This is a genomic window from Terrimonas alba (assembly GCF_042434975.1).
Classification (GTDB): domain Bacteria; phylum Bacteroidota; class Bacteroidia; order Chitinophagales; family Chitinophagaceae; genus Terrimonas_B; species Terrimonas_B alba.
In genome coordinates, this window is sequence record NZ_JBHMQM010000009.1 from 118,447 (window position 1) to 139,265 (window position 20,819).

The window sequence follows — 20,819 nt, forward strand, 5'->3', positions numbered from 1 at the left end:
ACTCTTAATTTTTAACTGGTTATGGAGAGCAGCTATAACGATAAGGAATTTGAGCATTATATAAAGGAAAGTGCTGATCAATACCGGATGTTCCCGTCAGAAAAAGTATGGGAGGGAGTTAATAATGCCCTTCATACAAGAAGAAGATGGTACGGATTCTGGCTGGGAGTTTTACTATTACTTACGGGTGGCGCCGTAACCTGGGTAATGACTACGCACCCGGTTTCAGGGAAAAATGGCACCACAGCTTTCAACAACAATTTACCTGTTGCGAATATCTCTACTGAAAAAGTGGAACCCAAAAATATCGAGGATCTTCTTCCCTTTGCTGCAAAAGAAACATCCCCTTTAATCGACTCTAAAAATGAGGGTAGCTTTTCCAACCTTCCTCCTGTAGTATTACCGGAAACCGAAGACATTTCTGTTGATGAGGTTTTAATTGATCCTGTACTAATTGAACATCCTGTAAAAAGCGATCAGCATTCAACCTTTACGAACATAAATCTTCATCCCGTTGCATCGTTTGAAATTTCCCGGCTCCCCGAAGTTGCTAATCATCTATCGGATGCTAAAACTATTCCGGGGGCGGTAATAAAAACACCTCGTCAGACTGAGTCTTATTCTCCGTATACCATCGAAAGTGTTATAAATTCTTATAAATATAAAAAGCCATCCAAAAAAATTAGCTGGCAGTTGTTTGTAACTCCTACTATTAGTTATCGTCGGCTCAGTGTAAATAAATCAGTTGACAATCCATCTTCTTCAAATTATCCTTTTGCTTACTTGCAGGATGTAAACAGTGCTGTTACACATAAGCCTGACTTAGGCCTGCAAATTGGTTTCTCAGGCAGATATCCAATAACCAGGGGATTGAAAGTAAGAGGAGGTCTCCAGTTCAATATCAATCGTTATGACATAAAAGCATATGCCTTTAACGGAGAGGTCGCCACTATCGATTTAAATGGTGGGAACGGCAGTAACTCGACAATTTCTACCTGGACCTATTATCGCAATTATGCGGGCTATAAATCTGATTGGTTAAAAAATTTCTATTTCTCAGTCTCAACCCCTATTGGTGTGGAGATGAAATTGGCTGGTAATGAAAAAACCAGCGTTGGAGTGGCGGGGACAATACAACCCACCTACGTTCTCAATGACAGGGCTTACCTGATTTCGACCGATTATAAGAACTATGCTGAAGTGCCAAGGCTCATCCGTCATGTAAACCTGAGTACTGGATTCGAAACTTTTGTTAATTACACCAGTGGAAAAACAAAATGGCAAATTGGGCCACAGGTTCGCTATCAAATTCTTTCAAGCTTTCATAATACATATCCAATTAAAGAAAACTTGTTTGATTTTGGGTTGAAAATAGGTGTCACGCTAAACAAATAAAACTATTCCTATACTATCTATTCTCAGAATATCTTGTCTTTCTTAAAGACAAGATATTTTTTTACCAGATTCAGTTGCGGTAAAATGTTATTAAAAGTTCTCTTTTCAATTAATTTTGCCCGATAATTATCAATCACATATTGACCCGGATGAAATTAAGTTATAGCCTTTTAATCGCTGGATTATTTTTTTTCAATAGTTGTAAGCAAAAAGAGAAAAAAGAAGGAGAAAAATTCTTCCCGGCCCTTTCTTTTATTAAGGGACAAATAGCAGCCATGGATACTTCTCTTTATTCAATCCGTAAGCTGGACTTTATTGATAGCATACAAACCGACACTACGTTTATTCATCGGGATCAGTTTCGTGTAATTGCGAATGATTTTCTCACTGTTCCTGACATTGCCTCACCTAAGTATGAAGATCGTTACAAAGAAGAAAAATTATTTGATGAGTCATTGAACCGGGTAATGATAACTTATAGTCCTGTAGACCCCGAAAAGGAACAGGTACAGCGGCAGCAAATATTAATTAAACCGGATCCATCCGGCGATAAGGTAACCAACATTTTTATTGAAACCACTGTTAATACAAAAGATAGCGCAGTGCAAAAAAAGCTTCTATGGAAAGTAGATGAAAGCTTCCAGGTAACTACTACCCGACAATTGGCAGGACAACCTGAAAAAACAACTACATTCAAAGTAGTTTGGGGTGAGAACGAATAAGCATGACAACAAAGGAATTTCAACATATTGCAGCAAGCATTCCTCAACAGCCCGGTATCTATAAATACTATTCCGCAACGAATGACCTGATATATGTCGGCAAAGCCAAAAACATTCGTAAAAGGGTTGGCTCATACTTCAATAAAAGTATTACCAGCTACAAAACAAATGAGCTCGTCAGGCGGATCAATCGTATCGAGTTTACTCTTGTAAACTCCGAACAGGATGCCTTTCTTTTAGAAAACTCGCTGATCAAAGAGTTTCAGCCTATTTTTAATATCAACTTAAAAGATGATAAGAGCTACCCATTTATCGTTATTAAAAATGAACCCTTCCCCCGGGTTTTTCTTACCCGGAAAAGAATAGAAGATGGTTCACAATATCTCGGTCCTTATACTTCCGTAAAAAAAGTTCGGGAACTAATTGAGTTCACCCGTCATACAATACCTCTAAGAAATTGCTCCCTCAATCTTACTCAAAAGAATATTGAGCAGAAAAAATTCAAAGTATGCCTGGAATACCACCTGGGAAATTGCAAGGGCCCTTGTGAAGGACTTCAAACAAAAGAAGATTATGCGGAAAGTATTGACCAGTTAAAAAATCTGCTGCGGGGTAATCTTTCGCCGGTAATTCGTCACTTCAAAGAAGAAATGAAAGCCCATGCCGCTAATCTGGCCTTTGAAAAAGCGGAAATAACAAAAAAGAAAATTGAATACCTGGAAAATTATCAGTCAAAATCAGTTATTACCAATATAAAGGCTGGCGACCTCGATGTATTTGCTTTAAGAAAAGAAAAAGATATAGCCTTTGTCAACTTCCTGATGATTCGTAATGGCACTATTGTTCAAACACAAACCAACAAACTGGAAACTCATCTGGATGAAACGGAGGAAGAAATATTAAGCTTCTCAGTTGCTCAATTAAGAACCAGTTTTGATAGTAATGCTCCGGAGATAGTTGTTCCTTTTCCTATTGATTACCCTCAGGATCAAATAACAATTACTATTCCGAAAGGCGGCGATAAAAAAAAATTGCTTGAACTTTCTGAAAAAAATGTCGACTACTTTATCGGGGAATTGAAAAATAAGGAAAGACTGAAACTCTCAGCAAATACCGATCAAATCAAGATACTCGAACGACTACAGGCAGACCTGCAGCTGCCGGAATTACCCGATCATATTGAATGCTTTGACAACTCTAACTTCCAGGGCAGTTATCCTGTTTCGGCTATGGTATGTTTTAAAAACGGGGAGCCGAGCAAAAAAGATTATCGTCATTTTAATGTGAAAACTGTGGAAGGTATCAATGATTTTGCCTCGATGAAAGAAGCAGTTTTTAGACGATATAGGCGGCTTATAGAAGAAAATAAGCCTTTCCCCAAACTCGTAATCATTGATGGCGGAAAGGGGCAATTAAGCGCTGCATCAGAAGCAATTGATGAACTGGCTATTACCGGCAAAACGACGCTGGTCGGATTGGCCAAAAATGAAGAGGAACTCTTTTTTGTAGGTGACAAAGAGTCTTTGAAACTCCCTTATAATAGTGATAGTCTTAAATTAATTCGCCGGATCAGGGATGAAGTACATCGTTTTGGAATCACTTTTCACCGCAATAAAAGAAGCAAAGGCACTTTTAAAAATGAGTTGGAGGATATTACTGGTATTGGAAAAGCGACCGCTGATATCTTGCTAAAAGAATATAAATCAGTGAAAAATATCCGGGGATTGACGGCTGAGGAGTTAGAAAAAACTGTTGGAAGAGCCAAGGCTTTACTGGTATTTAACTATTTTAATAACCACAAAGAAGAAGGTTATTAAATAAAAAATGGGGCCAGGATAGAAATCCAGCCCCGTTTTTAAAATCCAATATCCTATGAAAAACCGAGACGAAAATACAAATATTTTCCTATAATCCTAATAGTGGAGACAGATATTTTTTGCTTTTTATTTATTGCTTAGAAATTGTTTATCAATAAAAAAGCCCCTTTGATAAGGGGCTTTTTATACAAAATTTCGCGGAAAAACTTAATAAGACCAAAGATCCTGTTCGTAATTAAAGATCTTCTCTTTAATGTTCTCGCCCTCTAACAACGCCAGAATGGGATCTTTAATGTATTGACGTATTGTACGGTTAGCAGCATTATCCAACGTAGATTTAGTAATATAGCTGCTGAACATACGGCTTTCAAACAATTCTTCCCAGGTCATCCGGCTATTACCCATATTTTTTGGATTATATACCTCGTACTTGGTCAGGATAGGACGCATATCCGGGTAGTAAACCCAAAACATAGGGGTGCTTCCGGGTCTTTCCTGGCCATTTGGGAAAAATTGTGTTTTAAGCGGCGCAATTCCGAGAATACGGACGAAATATCTGCTGGCTTCGCGATCGAACACCCATTCTTCTTTTATTCGGAGTTTCACCACACTTTTTGCGTCAAAGCTGGCTCGTGTCACCACATAGCGAATCACCTTGCTGGGATCGTTAGGATCGACCTGGGGAACAGTATCTGCAGTACCCACCGTTTGCTGCTGAAGATCAGCAATAGTAACAGGTGTGGTAAACCGGTCGTCCGAAAAAGCTGTCACCTCGCCCGAGCTAACCGCCTTTAGCAGCATATTTACAAACATCTGGCTGCCATTATCACTTTCAGCCTCGTAGCGGAAGGGAGCATTCATTTTTTCACGCAGGTCCAACTCACGCCATACTTTTTCAGCAAATAAGGCATCGTCCGCCCTTAAATGTTCATAAGTTAATGGTGTACGGGCATTCAAGCTGCTTTTATCAAAAGCATTGTCATTACGAAGCGACTTTTTAACTACCGTGTCAGAAACACCTGCTGAGTCAACAACGATGGGAATATTGCCGTAAGGATTGTAACCCGAAGGCGGCGTAGTTATATTGGTCTGTTGCTGATTTTGCTGCGCATTATTTGCCGGAGCATTTGTCCTTCTGCGGCCGGTACGCTGGGCATTAGCTTCAGCTACCAATATTGACGCACACACAGCGAGTAGACAACCTTTTACAACAAAACTTTTCATCTCTTCAAAATTTATTTTATATAATATACCAGCGAAGGTAATTTCTGATTTCTACCATCGGGGCCAACTGCACGAATATTGTCAATCGTTACTGTTCTGTTTGGACCAAGGCCTCTTACAATTTGAAGGGCTTTAGGGCTCCAAAGGTTACCCTGACAAGCAGCTTCATCAATATCTCCTTCAGCATTGTCGGCTGCGATGGTGAAGCTGGTTACAGAATATTTCAAATTGAGAGGGAAGTCTTTGATGTAGGCGCCCACACCTGATTGTGCTTTGAATGCACCTGCCGCTATACTTTCACCACTCGGGTAAGCACCCACAGTTGCAGTAGGCTGAGGAATAGTACGAACACGGAATTGGGAAACACCGGCTACTTTGCCATCAACAGATACTGTGATCTTACAATCATCAGTTACTGAATTAACCCTGGCAATATATTTACCACCACCAACTTTAACCAAAGAACCGCCGCCGCCGCTGATAGATGCTTGTACTTTATCATCACCACCACCGCTTGCCGCGATAGTTACTTTGTTGTCGTATCCTACGTAAAGAACGTTCATTTCATCAAGAGCAATAGAAGCGTTGGCCTGACCTACTGTATATTCCACAGGAAAAGTTCTGGTTTGGTCTTTACCATCCTGATCTTTAAATGAAACTGTAACATTTAGCGTATGAGCGCCAATTCCACCGGCAGGTGCTTTATAAACAGCCATACCCTTTTCATTTACTTGAACATTTGAGCCTCCAACCGATACCATTGGAAGTTTTGTTTTACTAAATGCTCCTAAACCAGCAGTGATTTCAATTTCCTGCCCAGGCATCAAGTATTTCGAATTTTGTCCAACTATTGCTTCGTAAGAGTCAAATCTCACTTCAACTTTCCCTACTTGTTCATGACAAAATGCAACGACTCTATTTTCAGCGGTCTTTACATCATTTTGAAATTTACTGAGAATCGTTAAAGCGGCTACCGTCGGCACCATATGGAAATATGCCCCCTCCCAAGTTTTCGCTGCCTTATTCGTAGAGGCTGGCTTATCGAGGTTAATAGGAAGAGATGTTTTAAAGGCCGAATCAATCGACTTATCAATCCCTAGTATATTTTTTCTATAGTCAGATAACATTGAAAGAAGTTTTTGACCTTGACCCTTTTCTACCATGATGCGCGTTGCGATATCAAGATTGTCCTCTTTGAACTTTTGAGTAGGGTCATTAGGATTACCGCCTGCTTCAGTCAAAATCTGATCCTTCAGCCCTTGAATAAACTGAAATACACTTTTACTGAATTTTTCTGCATCGATAGCCTTAGGATTCCATATTTTGGCTTTTTCAGCTGTAGTTGGTTCTAAGGTTTTTTGTTGAAGAGAAGCCAATATAGTCTCTGTAGATTTATTTACAGTAGTATTGGTATTCTCCAAGCTTTTATTCACCGTTTTGAAGGCATTCAATATCTCAGATGATACGTTCAGCGCCAGCAGGGCTGTGAGAACGAGGTACATCATGTTGATCATTTTCTGCCGGGGCTCACGAGGTAAAGCCATGATGATTTGGTTTTTATTTTAGTTAATGGTGCTTATCAAAAAATCTAGGATACGGGATTTCAATTTTAAAATCTAAAACGAACCCTTTATTAAAAATTTTATTAGCTACGACCTTGCATAGCGCTGAGCATATTGCCATAAACATTGTTCAGGCGACCCAGGTTTGTTGCTAATTGTGAAATTTGTTCTTTTGCTTTTTGAGCATCTTCTACACTACCCTGCATAGCTTCAGAAGCTTGCGTCAGGTTGCTATAGAATTTGTTCATTGCTTTCAGGTGATTATTGGTATCCTGCAACTCTAATTCATATATAGTATTCAGAGAGGCGAGATTTTTTGTCAATACAGTTACCTGATCGTGGAATTGTTTTGTGCCTTCAGCGGCATTGTTGAAATGCTGAATGCTGCTTGCTGCACCCAGGTAAGCATCTTTCATAGTGCCTAAGGCATTAGCTGCTTCACGGGTTTTAGCTGTGTAGTCTCCAGTAGCTGCTACTACATCCGTAATGTCAGCCATTCTGTCTACAGTTCCACCTAATTTTTTGAAGTTATCACCCAGGCGACCCAAGTTAGCCGGAGTAATGTCTGCCTCACGCAACATGTCGTCCAATTTGTTCAGGGCAGGGTTACCAGAACCACCAGAGTTAAGAGCCAATGGCGTCGGTTTGAAGTTTGGATCAAGGTCGGGGTGAACGTTGATATCAGGGAAATAACGCTGCCAATGTGGTTCTTCAGGAGGAGGCACTAAGAAGGCCATTACCAGGAACACAATAGCTTCAGCGATCAAGCCAACCATGATTGCGATGTCAGCACCTTGCCAGTGAAGGATTTTCATCATCGCCGCAAAGATTACAACCGCGGCAAAGAAGCTAAAAAGGAAATTGAGAACTACCTGGCCTTTAGGGGTTTTAAAGAATAGCATAAAGGGTTCGTTTTTATAGATTATTAAATTTTAACTAAAACGATGTGAATATGAAAAAAATTGTATAGAAAAAGAGGTCGCAGAAAAATACCTCTTTGAGAAAGTTTTTATCTGCGACGTGCTTTTTGAGGAGCAGCTGGTAAGTCAATTACGCTGCGGAATCCAATATAAGATTTGGAAGAATCCTGGTATTCATAAGTGCTGGTACCTGTTTGCAGGTAATATCCAACATCCTTCCAGCTTCCTCCACGAATTATTTTACGCTTCATCAGCGGGGGATCATCATCTTTAGCATTCCAGCGAACATCCGGGTTCATATCATGCTGGAAGTTATTACGTCCTTCATAATAAATCGAGGAAGTCCATTCTGCCACATTACCTGACATGCAATACAGACCGAAGTCGTTTGGCCAATAAGCGTCTGCACGCACTGTATAAAAGCCGCCATCTTCAGGATAATTACCACGACCAGGCTTAAAGTTTGCCATTAAGCATCCTTTTTTATTACGGAGGTAATAGTTACCCCAGGGGAACATTGATTGTGAACGTCCACCACGAGCCGCATATTCCCACTGTGCTTCAGTTGGAAGGCGGAAATCGGACTCCTGCACTCTTTTTTTGCTATCCAAAAATGCATTCAAATACATTGTTCTCCATTCGCAGAAAGCAGTTGCCTGTTTCCAGCTTACCCCTACAACCGGATAGTTACCGAATGCAGGATGCGAGAAGTAACGTTTGGTCATTGGCTCGTTGTAAGAATAAGCAAAGTCACGAATCCAAACCAAAGTATCAGGATAGATAGGAATGTCCTTTTTCAGGATGAATTTAGAACGGGATTTACCCGCATTCTCTTTTTTAGCGGCTTCTTTCAGATCAAAGGTTTCGGAATGAAAAACAAGTTTGGACGCATCCAATTCCTTCTTTCCAAAAATCCTTTCTTCTGGAACCAGAATGAGATCAGTGTTTCCAAGAGCTTCAACCGTCTTGGGGTCATCCCATTTCATTTGTTTCATGGCTGCCCAATCAACATACTCGTTCCCGTCTGCACCGGCTTTTACTTTACCTAATTTTCGGGCGGCGACAGAGTCACGCACCCAGTAAACAAACTGACGATACTCGTTGTTGGTGATTTCAGTAGCATCCATCCAGAAGCCGCTGATTGAGATGGAACGATTGCGGGAGCTAAAGGCATATGCAGGATCCTCATCGCTGGGTCCCATATGGAATGTTCCCTGGGGTATATAAACCATACCCGGAGGCTTAGGCAGTGTATACCTGTTGCCCGGAGAAATTCCGTGCACCTGGCCATCATTAGGCAGGCTGCTGCCTTTATTTTTCTTTCCCAGTATTCCGCAACTGGATAGCATTGAAATGCAAACAATTGCAAGAAATGCGTAGTTAAGGTTTTTCATTTTCATACTCTTAAGGGTATTGGGGCAAATATAAAATTTAGGTTTATTCATCACCACAACGTTACAATTTATTTTAGTATGTCCAAATCGGGTTTTACGACGTAATTATTCTAACGCATATTAAGTCTAAATTATTGTATTAACATAAAATTAATTGGCTATTTCAAACCTGATTTGTTTCCGTGCTTCGGCTATGGAACTGACCGGTTTTAAACATGCAAAATTTCTACATATATAAACAGATGGGACTTTTGAAACTGCCTTTCCGGCTAGTAGGGGGAACTCATCATTTTCTTTTGATGACGCCATTAGAACCCGTTGAGGCATGAATTCCGACAATAGTTCCTTATGGAATTTTTTTATTTCGGTTCCCAAAACTGCTACTTCCGCTGTTCCGCTTGTTGACTCCAGTAACAGGCGGTTCCAGTATCCGAAAGAGGTGGGATATTTAGTTATTACCTGGCCAAGTGAAAGCACCATATCCTGGCTACGCTGACTCCAATCCCTTCTGTCGAAGTATAGAGAAAGGCGATGAAGATTTTCAGCCATCACAGCGTTACCAGAGGGGACTGCCCCATCGTAAACCTCTTTTTTTCGAACAATAACATCGGTCTGTCCCTGCCCGGTATAAAAAAAGAAGGTGGCTCCCGGTTCACTAAAGTTGTCGATAACAAATTCAGCAGTGCTTTTTGCTTTTTCCAGCCATTTTGTATCAGCAGTTATTTCCTGCAAGTGAATTAACGCCTCTATTAAAAAAGCATAGTCATCCAGGAATGCCGGATATTTTGCCTCTTCGTTTTTCCAGGTGTGAAAAAAGCTTTCTGAATTGTTGGTACAGAACCTTTCTAACAGAAACTGCATGTTGGCAATTGCCAAATCCCGGTATTCTTCCTTGCCCGTGGCTGCATATGCTTTACTACTCGCCGTATTCATCAAGGCATTCCAGCTTAAAATAATTTTATCGTCAAGTAAAGGCCTTACCCTCGTATTTCTTTTTTCCAAAAGTCTTTGACGACCTCCCTTCAAAAGGCTTGTTAACGCAAATTGCTCAATGTTATTCTCCCGGGCAAAATCCTCAACCGGAGTCTTTACTCTTAAAATATTTTTCCCCTCCCAATTTCCATCTTGGGTGATATTATAAAAACGACAAAAAATATCCGCCTTCTCTCCCAGGATTTGCTCCACTTCTGTTTTTGACCACACATAAAATTTACCCTCCTCTCCCTCACTATCTGCATCCAGAGCTGAATAAAATCCGAACTGCGGATGAAGTAATTCCAGGCGAATAAAATTCATCGTTTCATGAATTGCATTAGCGTACTTGTCTTTTTTTGTTAATTGGTATGCCTCACTTAATGCGGAAATCAACAGTGCATTATCATAAAGCATTTTCTCGAAATGCGGGACTAACCATTCCGTATCGGTGGAGTACCTGGCGAATCCTCCTCCGATTTGATCATAAATACCGCCATCAATCATTTTATCCAATGAAAGTAACGCCTGCTTCAGCGAAGCATTTGCTTCTTCGTCTACAGGCTCCTGCGGTATGGATTGCTGACTTTTAATATGCGCATAACGCAATAAAAATTGTATGGTAAAAGTCTGAGGAAACTTCGGTGCCCGTCCAAAACCACCCCACTCTTTGTCGGCAGTTTTCATGATGTTAGCAAATGACTCGGATAACTTTTTACCAGTAAACAAATTTGACTGTGCGCCTGGTTTTTGTAATCCAAATGAGTTTGATTGTAACAAATGACCGGTTAAATTTTCAGCCTGTTCTTCGATCTCATTTCTTTTTTCATTGAATGCGTTTATTACACCCAACAAGGTCTCTTTCCACGAAGCCCTGTTGAAAGCCCGGACAGGTGGAAAATAGGTGCCCCCGTAAAAGGGCTTTGTCGATGGTGTAAGAAACACATTGAGTGGCCACCCCCCGCTCCCGGTCATGGCCTGTACTGCATCCATATAAATGTGATCAAGATCCGGCCGCTCCTCCCTGTCGATTTTAATATTGACAAAGTGTTCGTTCATGATCAATGCTGTACTTTCATCTTCAAAGCTCTCCTTTTCCATTACATGGCACCAATGACAAGCGGCATAGCCTATACTGATCAAAATGGGCTTATCTTCTTCTTTTGCTTTTTGCAAAGCCTCCTCTCCCCAGGGATACCAGTCAACCGGGTTATGAGCATGCTGAAGAAGATACGGGCTGGTTTCAGTGCTTAATTTGTTTTTGTATGTAGGCATAAAAACAAAGTTCGCTGAAACCATGCGGCCTAAAAAAGAAAAAAGGCACCGTTTAGTGCCCCTTAACATCTTTTTTTAAAAATTATTTTTTCTTGTTTGCTTCAGCTAAAAATTTGTCAAGTGCTGCTACCATACTGGGTGCTTGCGGCTGGGGTGCTTTTATTTGTAAGATTAGACCTGCTTCCTCAGCTGCTTTGGAGGTATTGCCCCCAAATGCACCAATGAAAGTACCGTTCTGCTTGTACTTTGGCAGGTTATCAAATAAACTCTTAATTCCACTTGGGGTGAAGAAGCAAATGATGTCGTATTTATTTTTTGCCAGGAGATCCTTTACATCATTACTTTGGGTACGATACATAAAGGCTAATGCAAACTCACAATTATTGGCTTTTAGCCAGTTGACGATCTCATTATCTTGTTGATTTTCGGAACATACATAAAGGAATTTTTCATTGCCTTTATGCTTATTGATCACATCAAACATGCTCTTATTAGTCCCATCGGCACCATAAAACACCTTGCGTTTGCGATACAAGATGAATTTCTGAAGATAAAGTGCCACCGCTTCGGTAATGCAAAAATATTTGGTGTCCTGGGAAACGCTTACTTTCATTTCATCACAGGTACGAAAGAAATGATCAATAGCATTTCGGCTGGTAAAAATGACCCCGGTATAATTTGGAATATCTATCTTTTGTTTGCGAAAATCACGGGCCGGTATTCCTTCAAGACGGATAAAGGGTTGAAAATCCAATTCCAGGTTGTATTTTCTTGAAAGTTCAAAGTACGGCGACTTATCACTTTCGGGCCTCGGCTGGGTGATCAAAACTTTGTTTATTGTTTTGGCCTGAACATCGGCCTTTGTAACCCCATTTTTTACCATGTTGTGGTGCGGCTAAATTTGTGTGCAAAGCTAAGCTATTCTACTTACAAAAAGAATAGTAAAAGCTTGTAAATCAGCAATAGGGGAGCAATTTCAAAGGCGCATAGGTACAAAAAGAAGTGAAATAGGTTGAATTTGACCTCATTACGAATAGCAGCGAATCCTAAAATAAACCGGTATAAGAAAAGCCCGGCTATACAGCACCACGATAGCATAAGTGCAATCGAATGCATTGCTCCGTCGGTAAATGCCAACAAAAAGTTGAAGGGAAGCAGGGCAATACCAATTACTTTATTAATGATAAATACAATAAAAATATAAGACTCAGCTGCCTTTTTCATATTGAAAAGCCAGCCACACACTATCAGGCCTATAAACTTAACCAGGTAAATTATTGAAAGCCCAATACAGCAATACAAATACAATAACCAAAAATTATCGACCGGCTTAAACCCAAAATAATGCAACAAGAAATTTGCATACAAGCCGGCACTGGCCACGAAAAAACCATTAAAAACCAATGAAGGAAAAGGTGTTTGCATCAGCTGTTCCTTTATCTGCCTCTGCTTCATGGTAGTGCGAAAGAAAACACGGAACAGGTCATTAAAATATTTGGAAAAGGCCAGCTTTAGCAGCGCAAAAATTATCACCAATGCCACCAGGACATAAAAAAGCAACTCCTTCCCATTAAATCTTTTTATATCGGGTGGAGTAACTACCGGCCTGGTATTAAAATTGAAAAAAGGATGGCGTTGCAATATTTGTTCCTGAAGAGGGACATCGCCATTTGATTGCCACAACGAATCCCGGATAATTGGTCTTTTTGAAACGGAATCGAAAGATATCAGGGTAGCGGAATCAATACTAATGCTGTTACTATCCGCATTTAAAATCGTATCGGCTATGCGATTTGTTGGCGCAGGTATTGTGTCCTGCGCAGCGATTCGGACAGATACACATAAGATAATAACAATGGATAAAAAAAAACGCAGCAAGTACTATTGATTGAAATGCAAAAATAACAGCCGGACATTCAACTTCACAACTAAAATAGTCACGATTATTTCCGAATTAAACCGGCACAAGATTGCTAAAAATAGTTGACGAATCCAAAGTGTATTTTTGACTGACGCAAATTAAAGGGTAAATCACTTCGCTTCCCTACAGCCCATGCCAGGTTGAATATTCCCACCTTAGTCTCAAAGGCCAGGCCTAACCCGGTTCCAAAATAGGTGTAATCAACGTCTGCATTTTGACTATTGTTGCCACCCCATCCTCCATCGGTAAAGGCATAGAAGTACGAGTTTTGGCCAACGAGGTAACGATATTCTGCTGTTGCTACAGCAAATTGGGATAAGTATTGACTCTCCTCATCAAAGCCTCTTAACAATTTATAGCCGCCAATCTGAAAAAGTTCATTGCGGAAAATATTACCGCTTTGAAACATACCGCCATTAACAGCCAACTTTATTGTGCTCCGGTTTTGCTTTCCTAATGGAAGATACCGGGCCGCCAAAATCTTTATCCGTAACTGATATGTCTTCAATTTCACCGTGTCGTATAATGTTCCAAAATCAAAAGAGGGATTCCCGGGATCTTTCAATTCGAGAATCTCATTGTTCTTTTTTATTTTTTTGGTGCCCACAGCGGTTATGATCCTGAACTCATTTCCTTTTGTGGGATTTAAACGATAGTTGGTATTATTGAATTCGTAATCTATCCCGGCACTCACAGCACTTACATCAGCCTCATCCGGCAGGCGATAATATTGGGTGACAAAATTTTTATTAATTCCATTCACAATCGTGGAGGTCCGTTGGATAAATATTTTTCCAGCCTGGTTGATGTTTAAAATATACTGGGCACCTAACTGGAAATTTACATTCAAAAACGTGCTGTCCTTTCGAAACATATCAAAGGAAAAATCAAGTCCGATCGGCGAATTAAAGAGGTAAGGATGCTGATATAAAATATTTAATCTTGGCGATTTCACCTGCAACTGCTGCCAGTTCAATCCTATTGTTTCTCCGGCTCCTAATGCGTTTTTCAGGTTAAGATTAGCTTCTCCCGTAATCAAAATCTTCTTTGAAGACAACTGATCATTATTTGGCAAAAATCCCACCAACACATTTACCTGGCTGCTTTTCTTTGGCTTCAAATACATTTCCAGCGTAGAGCCTGTGCCTAACCAGATAAGTTTTGACGGGTATTCTTCTTCGACGTAGGTTAGCTCCCGCATGCGCCGGCTAATTCGCAGCAACTTTTCTTTACTGAACAGGCTGCCGTTTTTTATATCGAGGTATCGCTGCAAAAATTCATTCGCAATTTTAGCGTTGCCAACGATGTGAATGCTGTCGATTTTATAAGATGGGCCTTTATCCAATTTTAATTGTGCCCTCACCCTGCCACTATCTATCACCATGCTATCCAGGTAAACTTTTGCAAATGGATAGCCGTTATTCTCCATGTAGTTTAGCACTTTTTCCTGCCACTGCTGCACCTGTTCAAAATCCATCGGCTTATTAGTAAATATCTTTTCTCTCCAGCCAACAGACTGCAATATCGAAGCGTCAATTTGTTTTGCATCCAATTGCGCCCATTGATATTGTTCCCCAAGGTATAAAGCGATCCTGGCAAAAGCCGAGTCATAAAGTATACTATCCAGCGAAGCCGTCACATACCCCTTGGCTATAAGAGTGGCGGGCAAATCATTTATATAACTAATACATTCATTGCGGGAATCAAAGTTGGTTTTAAGACCTACTGATTCTACGAGAAAAGCCGAATCCCTATCAACACCATTTATAAGAAGGGGATAACCGGATTGGCCTGCAACTTTCATGCAGATCAACAAAAATGCTGTAACCAATATTTGCAGTCTTAATTTTGTCATAACCTCACCCCTAATCCCCTCTCCAAAAGAGAGGGGAAGGGTAAAAATATTTATTTAAATCAGAAACCCGGTTGAGCGGAATTTATATACATATCCCGTTTTGTAAACAAGCTTGTTACTATTGCAATTTCCATTTTTCAACTTCATTGCGTTCTAAAAACGAATTAGTTGCTGCTTTATTGAAAGAAATCGAATTACAGCAGGCTAATTTTAAAGATGATGTAAAAATAGAAACTATCTACTTTGGAGGCGGCACCCCCAGTTTATGCACTAAGTCCGAATTAGAAAGCATTCTCGGCAAGATAAAATCTGTTTATACTGTTTCTTCAGATACAGAAATAACGCTGGAAGCTAACCCGGATGATATCGACATTCAAAAACTTAATGACTGGAAAGAAATTGGCATTAACCGTTTGAGTATTGGAATACAAAGTTTTTTTGAGGAAGATCTGCGATGGATGAACAGGGCGCACAATTCGCAACAGGCGATTGGCAATTTACAATTGGCAATAGAACAATTCAGCAATATTACCATAGATCTGATATATGGCACACCGGGATTGACCAATGAGAAATGGAAACAAAATGTAGATAAGGCTATCTCTTTGGGAATTCCTCATCTATCCTGCTATGCCCTGACAGTGGAGCCCAAAACACCGCTTGAAAAATTAATTCGGCAACACAAAACTGAAAATATAAACCCGGATACTCAATCGGAACAATTCCTTATGCTGATGCAGTGGCTCGAAGAAGCAGGATACGAACATTATGAAATTTCCAACTTTGCAAAACCGGGATTCCGAAGTCGTCACAACTCCTCTTACTGGCAGGGAAAAAAATACATTGGGATCGGTCCATCTGCTCACTCATTCGACGGTAATACCCGATGGTGGAATGTTGCCAACAACACAGCGTATATCCGTTCAATAGGGCAGGGAGTTATTCCCTTTGAACAGGAAATTCTTACTATTACTCAAAAACTAAACGAATATATCATGCTCTCTTTGCGTACGGCAGAAGGGTTAAATCTTACAAAGCTTGCAACAAAAGAAGCGGATAAATTAACAGCAGAAAGCAGCAAATATTTGGAAAAAGGGCTTTTAAAAAAAGAAGGCAATTTTTTACGGTTGACAAAAGAGGGCAAACTGCTGGCTGACGGTATTGCCGCTGATTTGTTCTTTGATTAAGTGTGTTGTTTGCGGTTTTTGTACAACTTATACAATTCGCCAATTATGAGAGTCGCAACCATCAGCAAGATGGCGGCGGGCCCGAAACCGTGATAAGATAGCGGCATATTACTTGTTTTTATCTACTTATCAGACCAACACCTCTTCTATTTGTTTAAAACCCTCAGCGGGTTTAACATTTTCCCAAAGGATTTTATAGATAGACTCCGCTATTGGCATTGACGCTTCAACGGATTTGTTAATATTATAAATACATTTTGCCGCATTATACCCTTCTGCCACCATGTTTAATTCGAGCTGCGCCGCTTTTACTGAATAGCCCTTGCCGATCATATTGCCGAACGTACGGTTGCGGCTGTACAGCGAATAACAGGTCACCAATAAGTCGCCAAGGTATACCGAAGCTGCATAGTTAGGAGTTTTCCGGTGTGTAACAGGATCTTCCCCCTCGTGTTCGCCAACCACAATATGTTCTGCACCGAACTCTTTTAAAAAGGAAGCCATTTCATCGGCGCTATTAGCAATATAAACACTTTGAAAATTATCGCCATATTCCAGGCCATGCGCAATACCCGCTCCCAATGCATAGATATTCTTTAACACAGCTGCATATTGCACACCCAGTATGTCATGATTAACTATTGTGTTAATATAGCTGGTTGCAAAATAGGACGCAATTTGCGAAGCACCAGTTACATCTATTCCGGAGAATGTGAGATAGGACAATTTCTCCGCAGCCACTTCTTCGGCATGGCATGGACCCAACACAGCAAAATAATTCTCCAGGGGAAACTGAAATTTTTGCTGCAGGTAGTAGTTGAGTAAGATGTTTTGCTCCGGCAAAATTCCTTTTACAGCAGACACAATTTTTTTACCCGCTAAGTGTTCCGGCTTTAAATGGCCGATACTTTCATCAATATATGCAGATGGAATACCGATCACAAGAATCGCTGAGTTGCCGATCACCTCCTCAATTTTTGCGGACATGGAAAGCAGTGAAACATCAAAATAAGCAGATTGAAGATAAGAGGGATTATGCCGGCGTCTCTTGATATATTCTATACTTTTTTCATTACGTATCCACCAGTTGACGGCGTTTCCATTATCCGTCAGGATCTTTACTAATGCTGTCGCCCAACTTCCGCTTCCAATGATGCCAAATGTCTGAACCATGATTTAAAAGATTAAGGGAGATAAAATTAAGATAGTGCCTCCTGAAGACTATACAACCAATTTATCTCTCATGATCACATTCTGTCTTTATTTGCGAACTCAACAATATTCACAATCATTCTTATTTGACATGCAATATCCATAAAAAAAGAGCCTTGTAATTACAAAACTCTTTCAATTTCTTATTATTCCATACAATCTTCCCAAACCTGCCTGCCGGCAGACAGGTCCCAGTTCAGACTATTTCTTTTCAAACAATTTATCTCTCGGCACAACAGTTACTTTCATGCCATCCTTCAATGTTTTACTAATTGCATTGTAAGGCCCCACAACAACATCTTCTCCGCCTCTTAAGCCACTTCTTATTTCGATGTAATTAATGTCCTGGATGCCCGATTTTACAACCGCCTTTTTTACTGTCCCATCTTTTTGTAACACAAACACTACTTCTTCCAATTCATCACTTATAGCCGTTTCTGTCATGTTTAAATTATCCTCTTCTTTGCCGGCTTCATTTTCTTTTTTCTTATCTGCTATACTTTTATCGCTGCCTTTTACCCGGGCATTTACGGCAGTGATCGGCGCCGCCAATACATTGTCTATCCGTTTTGTCTTAATGTCTGCATTGGCATTCATCCCGGGTCTGAACGGAAATCTCTTTGGTTTTGACGGATCAATAAGGTCTTTATATGACTCCCTGTCAAGTCTTATCCTTACTTCATAATTGGTTACTTCATTGGAGACAGCTGATGCCGCGGTTGTTTTGGTACTACTGGCGATCTGGGTAACAATTCCTTTGAATTTGCGATTGTTATAGGCGTCCAGCTCCACATCTGCCGAGTCGCCGATATTTACTTTTACAATATCATTCTCTCCTACATCCACTCGCACTTCCATCACACTCATATCAGCAACCGTCATCATTTCAGTGCCTACATTAAAACTATTACCAGCGACCCGTTCTCCTTTTTTAACCTTCAAAGAAGATATTACCCCACTCATCGGGGCCACCAACGTGGTACGGCCAAGATCTTTGTTGGCTTTGGTAAGGCCGGTTTCAGCCGTCCTTACATTCGCCTGCAAGCCTTTAATATTTTGCAAGGCCGCATTATAATTAGCCTGCGCCGAACGATAAGTTGTTTCAAATTGCTCAAATTCTGATTGTGAAATTACTTTTTGTTCAAACAAAGACTTGTTACGGTCATAAGCCTGCTTTGCCTGGTCCAGTGAAGCTTTGGTAGCCTCCAATGCTGCCTGGCTATTGCTAACTGTTGCCTCCGATTGCCCCACCTGCGAAGCGGCTTCATCCCTTTGCAAAGCATAGATATCGGCAAAAATGCGGGCCAGCACCTGGCCCCTTTTCACGCTATCCCCTTCCTGCACATTCAATTCGGTGATCTCACCAGAAATATCCGGGCTAATTTTTACTTCAACCTCCGGATAGATATTTCCGCTGGCAGTGACCGTTTCGATAATGGTTCTCTTCGTCACTTTTTCAACAGCTACTTTTACAGCTCCACTATTCTTACCGGCTATAAGCGCCCAAATTACTGCCACCACAACCAGCGTAGCTACAATTATCAATATCCATTTTAAAGTTTTATTCATACCCTAAATCCGCCGCGGCGGACTATTTAGTCTCCGGCAATCGAAAAAACTTCTCTTGCCCGGAATGGTTAAAAAATATTTTTGTTTTGGCAACATTACTACTATCATCGTCCCTTGCGACGCTCCGTTCATGGTTCGGTTCGCTAATCATAAGGTCTCATCCCCTTATCCTCTAAAAGAGAAGGATGGTACGGCATTACAAATCCAAACTTCATATCTACCACCACCTCAACTTCATCTCTTTTATTCAACATTTTCGGAGAACACTTATTCTGTCAGACTTTCCGAAAAGCAGGGCTGTGTGTTGGTGGTCCCGACGTGTCGGGATCGGGATGGGGCCTTATAGTTTTAATCCCTGCCCCTTATAAAATTCCAGCAACTTGATTTTAAATACATAGTCCGCCTGCGCTGAAGCCCTGTTGATCTTGGCACGAAATAAATTGTTCTGGTTCGTGATCAGGTCAATGGTGTTTAATAATCCCACATCAAATCGTTTTTTGGCAAAATCGTATGCTTTTTGTGAAGTCTCTACAGATTTTGAAGATGCGTTAAACTTCTGTAAAGCTGCTATGGCATTGGCATGTGCCTGGTAAATATCCTGTTTCAGGGTTTTTGAATCCAGTTCCTTTTGCAACTCCACATTAGTAACATTGAGTTGGGCTTTTTTCCAGTTGGTTCTCGCAACGCCACCATTAAAAATCGGAACACTGAGACCCAGCCCGATTGATTGGCTAAAGTTATTGTTCAATTGCCTGAAATAGGTATTTTTTGTTGTTCCTGTAGGAAGCAATTGCTGCGTTTGAACGATATAATTTGATCCATTGATATCAACAAAGCCAATTGGGATGATTGTGCTTGCATAGTCTTTAGGCAATAATTTTTGCGCATCTGAATAACGGGTATCCAGTCCGCCAAATAAGGAGAAAGAGGGATACAAATTTCCTTTGGCGGCTGCCACGCCTTTTATAGCAGCCTGTAAATTCAATTCGTTGATTTTTTGCTGCGGCATATTGGTCGTCGCCAGTTGATAAACTGCAGCCGGATCCAAATCAGCTAAAGGCTCTACAGGGATTAACTCTACGGGAGGTATTTCTACATCGAACGGCACATCGGCATCGACATTAAGTAGTGCCTTTAATTGTAAAACTGAGAGAGTGTAGTTTGCATTGGCAGTAAGGAGCGTTGAGCTGTCATTGGCCAGCTGAGTCTCTATTTCAGCAAGGTTCAATTCAGGAAGTGCTCCCGCATCTACTCGTTTCCCTATATTGTTGGCCTGATCCAGGCTTTGTTTTACCTGCACATCGCTGATCTTAATTTGTTCCGCATTCAACACGATTTGCAAATAGGCATTAGCCACGTTTAAAGCAATATCGTTTCTTGCCTTCTCAACCCCCTGCACATATGCATCCGCCTGGAAACGGTTAGCGGCTATTGTATTTTTTTTACTGAACCAATTGAACAAATCAAGGTTCACATTAAGCGAATGGTTAGCAAATAAAATTTTATCATTAGTAAACTGGTTGGTGGAAGGATCGATCGATCGCCCAAATTGATAACCGGCACTATTTTGCAGGTTGCCATATGGATATTGCGACAGCTTACTTTGCTGATATGTTAATGCTGCTATTCTTGCCTGCACATCTGCCTGCCGAACAGAGATGTTATTTTTCATCGCATATTCGACGCATTGGCGCAAATCCCATTTTTGCTGCGCAAAAGAACTGGTGAATGTGAACAGGAAAAAGACCAGCTTGATACTGCGAGTTACCATTCGACAAAAATAATTGAAAACAA

Annotated in this window: 15 protein-coding genes; 4 read left to right on the forward strand and 11 right to left on the reverse strand. The window is 40.7% G+C overall.

Going from position 1 to position 20,819, the window contains the following annotated elements:
* Positions 1-21: 21 nt before the first annotated feature.
* The 3 genes from ACFEL9_RS23430 (at position 22) to uvrC (ending at position 3,934) form a co-directional block, all read left to right on the forward strand.
* The gene (locus tag ACFEL9_RS23430) at positions 22-1,395 is read left to right on the forward strand and encodes a hypothetical protein (RefSeq protein ID WP_385895106.1); all 1,374 of its coding nucleotides are present in this window, start codon (positions 22-24) and stop codon (positions 1,393-1,395) included.
* 149 nt (positions 1,396-1,544) lie between these two features.
* Complete coding sequence (locus ACFEL9_RS23435; RefSeq protein WP_385895108.1) at positions 1,545-2,117, forward strand: hypothetical protein; 573 nt, start codon at positions 1,545-1,547, stop codon at positions 2,115-2,117.
* Between the two features lie 2 nt (positions 2,118-2,119).
* Positions 2,120-3,934 (forward strand): excinuclease ABC subunit UvrC, encoded by a 1,815-nt coding sequence (gene uvrC, locus ACFEL9_RS23440; protein WP_385895110.1) that lies wholly within the window; start codon positions 2,120-2,122, stop codon positions 3,932-3,934.
* Positions 3,935-4,141: 207 nt separating this feature from the next.
* Here the strand turns inward: uvrC and porN are convergent, their stop codons facing one another.
* From porN to ACFEL9_RS23480, 8 genes are all read right to left on the reverse strand, one after another.
* Positions 4,142-5,158 carry a type IX secretion system ring subunit PorN/GldN gene (porN, locus tag ACFEL9_RS23445; protein ID WP_385895112.1) on the reverse strand — a complete coding sequence of 339 codons (1,017 nt, stop codon included), beginning with the start codon at positions 5,156-5,158 and terminating at the stop codon, positions 4,142-4,144.
* Positions 5,159-5,169: 11 nt separating this feature from the next.
* A complete protein-coding gene (gene porM / locus ACFEL9_RS23450; protein WP_385895114.1) occupies positions 5,170-6,702 on the reverse strand; it encodes a type IX secretion system motor protein PorM/GldM in 1,533 nt (510 codons plus the stop codon).
* Between the two features lie 101 nt (positions 6,703-6,803).
* The gene (porL, locus tag ACFEL9_RS23455; RefSeq protein ID WP_385895116.1) at positions 6,804-7,622 is read right to left on the reverse strand and encodes a type IX secretion system motor protein PorL/GldL; all 819 of its coding nucleotides are present in this window, start codon (positions 7,620-7,622) and stop codon (positions 6,804-6,806) included.
* A gap of 107 nt (positions 7,623-7,729) precedes the next feature.
* Positions 7,730-9,034, reverse strand: coding sequence for a T9SS ring complex lipoprotein PorK/GldK (porK, locus tag ACFEL9_RS23460; protein WP_385895118.1), 1,305 nt, complete (start codon positions 9,032-9,034; stop codon positions 7,730-7,732).
* Positions 9,035-9,184: 150 nt separating this feature from the next.
* Positions 9,185-11,281: a thioredoxin domain-containing protein gene (locus ACFEL9_RS23465; RefSeq protein ID WP_385895120.1), complete on the reverse strand. Its 2,097-nt coding sequence runs from the start codon at positions 11,279-11,281 to the stop codon at positions 9,185-9,187.
* Positions 11,282-11,363: 82 nt separating this feature from the next.
* Positions 11,364-12,164 (reverse strand): uroporphyrinogen-III synthase, encoded by an 801-nt coding sequence (locus ACFEL9_RS23470; RefSeq protein WP_385895122.1) that lies wholly within the window; start codon positions 12,162-12,164, stop codon positions 11,364-11,366.
* Between the two features lie 44 nt (positions 12,165-12,208).
* Positions 12,209-13,159 carry a DUF4271 domain-containing protein gene (locus ACFEL9_RS23475; protein ID WP_385895124.1) on the reverse strand — a complete coding sequence of 317 codons (951 nt, stop codon included), beginning with the start codon at positions 13,157-13,159 and terminating at the stop codon, positions 12,209-12,211.
* Between the two features lie 95 nt (positions 13,160-13,254).
* Positions 13,255-15,057, reverse strand: coding sequence for a POTRA domain-containing protein (locus ACFEL9_RS23480; RefSeq protein WP_385895126.1), 1,803 nt, complete (start codon positions 15,055-15,057; stop codon positions 13,255-13,257).
* 71 nt (positions 15,058-15,128) lie between these two features.
* On the opposite strand from ACFEL9_RS23480, the gene hemW reads away from it, so the two are divergent.
* Positions 15,129-16,244: a radical SAM family heme chaperone HemW gene (gene hemW / locus ACFEL9_RS23485; RefSeq protein WP_385895128.1), complete on the forward strand. Its 1,116-nt coding sequence runs from the start codon at positions 15,129-15,131 to the stop codon at positions 16,242-16,244.
* Positions 16,245-16,373: 129 nt separating this feature from the next.
* Here hemW and ACFEL9_RS23490 read toward each other — a convergent pair whose 3' ends face one another.
* The 3 genes from ACFEL9_RS23490 to ACFEL9_RS23500 all read right to left on the reverse strand — a co-directional run bounded on the left by ACFEL9_RS23490 (position 16,374) and on the right by ACFEL9_RS23500 (position 20,796).
* Positions 16,374-17,417: an NAD(P)H-dependent glycerol-3-phosphate dehydrogenase gene (locus ACFEL9_RS23490; RefSeq protein WP_385895130.1), complete on the reverse strand. Its 1,044-nt coding sequence runs from the start codon at positions 17,415-17,417 to the stop codon at positions 16,374-16,376.
* Between the two features lie 240 nt (positions 17,418-17,657).
* Positions 17,658-19,025 (reverse strand): efflux RND transporter periplasmic adaptor subunit, encoded by a 1,368-nt coding sequence (locus ACFEL9_RS23495; RefSeq protein ID WP_385895132.1) that lies wholly within the window; start codon positions 19,023-19,025, stop codon positions 17,658-17,660.
* Positions 19,026-19,365: 340 nt separating this feature from the next.
* The gene (locus ACFEL9_RS23500) at positions 19,366-20,796 is read right to left on the reverse strand and encodes a TolC family protein (RefSeq protein ID WP_385895134.1); all 1,431 of its coding nucleotides are present in this window, start codon (positions 20,794-20,796) and stop codon (positions 19,366-19,368) included.
* Positions 20,797-20,819: the final 23 nt, after the last annotated feature.

Excerpts from the sequence above, each read along its gene's own strand:
- ACFEL9_RS23430 (WP_385895106.1), top strand. The coding sequence starts at position 22 with ATGGAGAGCAGCTATAACGATAAGGAATTTGAGCATTATATAAAGGAA.
- ACFEL9_RS23435 (WP_385895108.1), top strand. The coding sequence starts at position 1,545 with ATGAAATTAAGTTATAGCCTTTTAATCGCTGGATTATTTTTTTTCAAT.
- uvrC (WP_385895110.1), top strand. The coding sequence starts at position 2,120 with ATGACAACAAAGGAATTTCAACATATTGCAGCAAGCATTCCTCAACAG.
- porN (WP_385895112.1), bottom strand. The coding sequence starts at position 5,158 with ATGAAAAGTTTTGTTGTAAAAGGTTGTCTACTCGCTGTGTGTGCGTCA.
- porM (WP_385895114.1), bottom strand. The coding sequence starts at position 6,702 with ATGGCTTTACCTCGTGAGCCCCGGCAGAAAATGATCAACATGATGTAC.
- porL (WP_385895116.1), bottom strand. The coding sequence starts at position 7,622 with ATGCTATTCTTTAAAACCCCTAAAGGCCAGGTAGTTCTCAATTTCCTT.
- porK (WP_385895118.1), bottom strand. The coding sequence starts at position 9,034 with ATGAAAAACCTTAACTACGCATTTCTTGCAATTGTTTGCATTTCAATG.
- ACFEL9_RS23465 (WP_385895120.1), bottom strand. The coding sequence starts at position 11,281 with ATGCCTACATACAAAAACAAATTAAGCACTGAAACCAGCCCGTATCTT.
- ACFEL9_RS23470 (WP_385895122.1), bottom strand. The coding sequence starts at position 12,164 with ATGGTAAAAAATGGGGTTACAAAGGCCGATGTTCAGGCCAAAACAATA.
- ACFEL9_RS23480 (WP_385895126.1), bottom strand. The coding sequence starts at position 15,057 with ATGACAAAATTAAGACTGCAAATATTGGTTACAGCATTTTTGTTGATC.
- ACFEL9_RS23490 (WP_385895130.1), bottom strand. The coding sequence starts at position 17,417 with ATGGTTCAGACATTTGGCATCATTGGAAGCGGAAGTTGGGCGACAGCA.
- ACFEL9_RS23495 (WP_385895132.1), bottom strand. The coding sequence starts at position 19,025 with ATGAATAAAACTTTAAAATGGATATTGATAATTGTAGCTACGCTGGTT.
- ACFEL9_RS23500 (WP_385895134.1), bottom strand. The coding sequence starts at position 20,796 with ATGGTAACTCGCAGTATCAAGCTGGTCTTTTTCCTGTTCACATTCACC.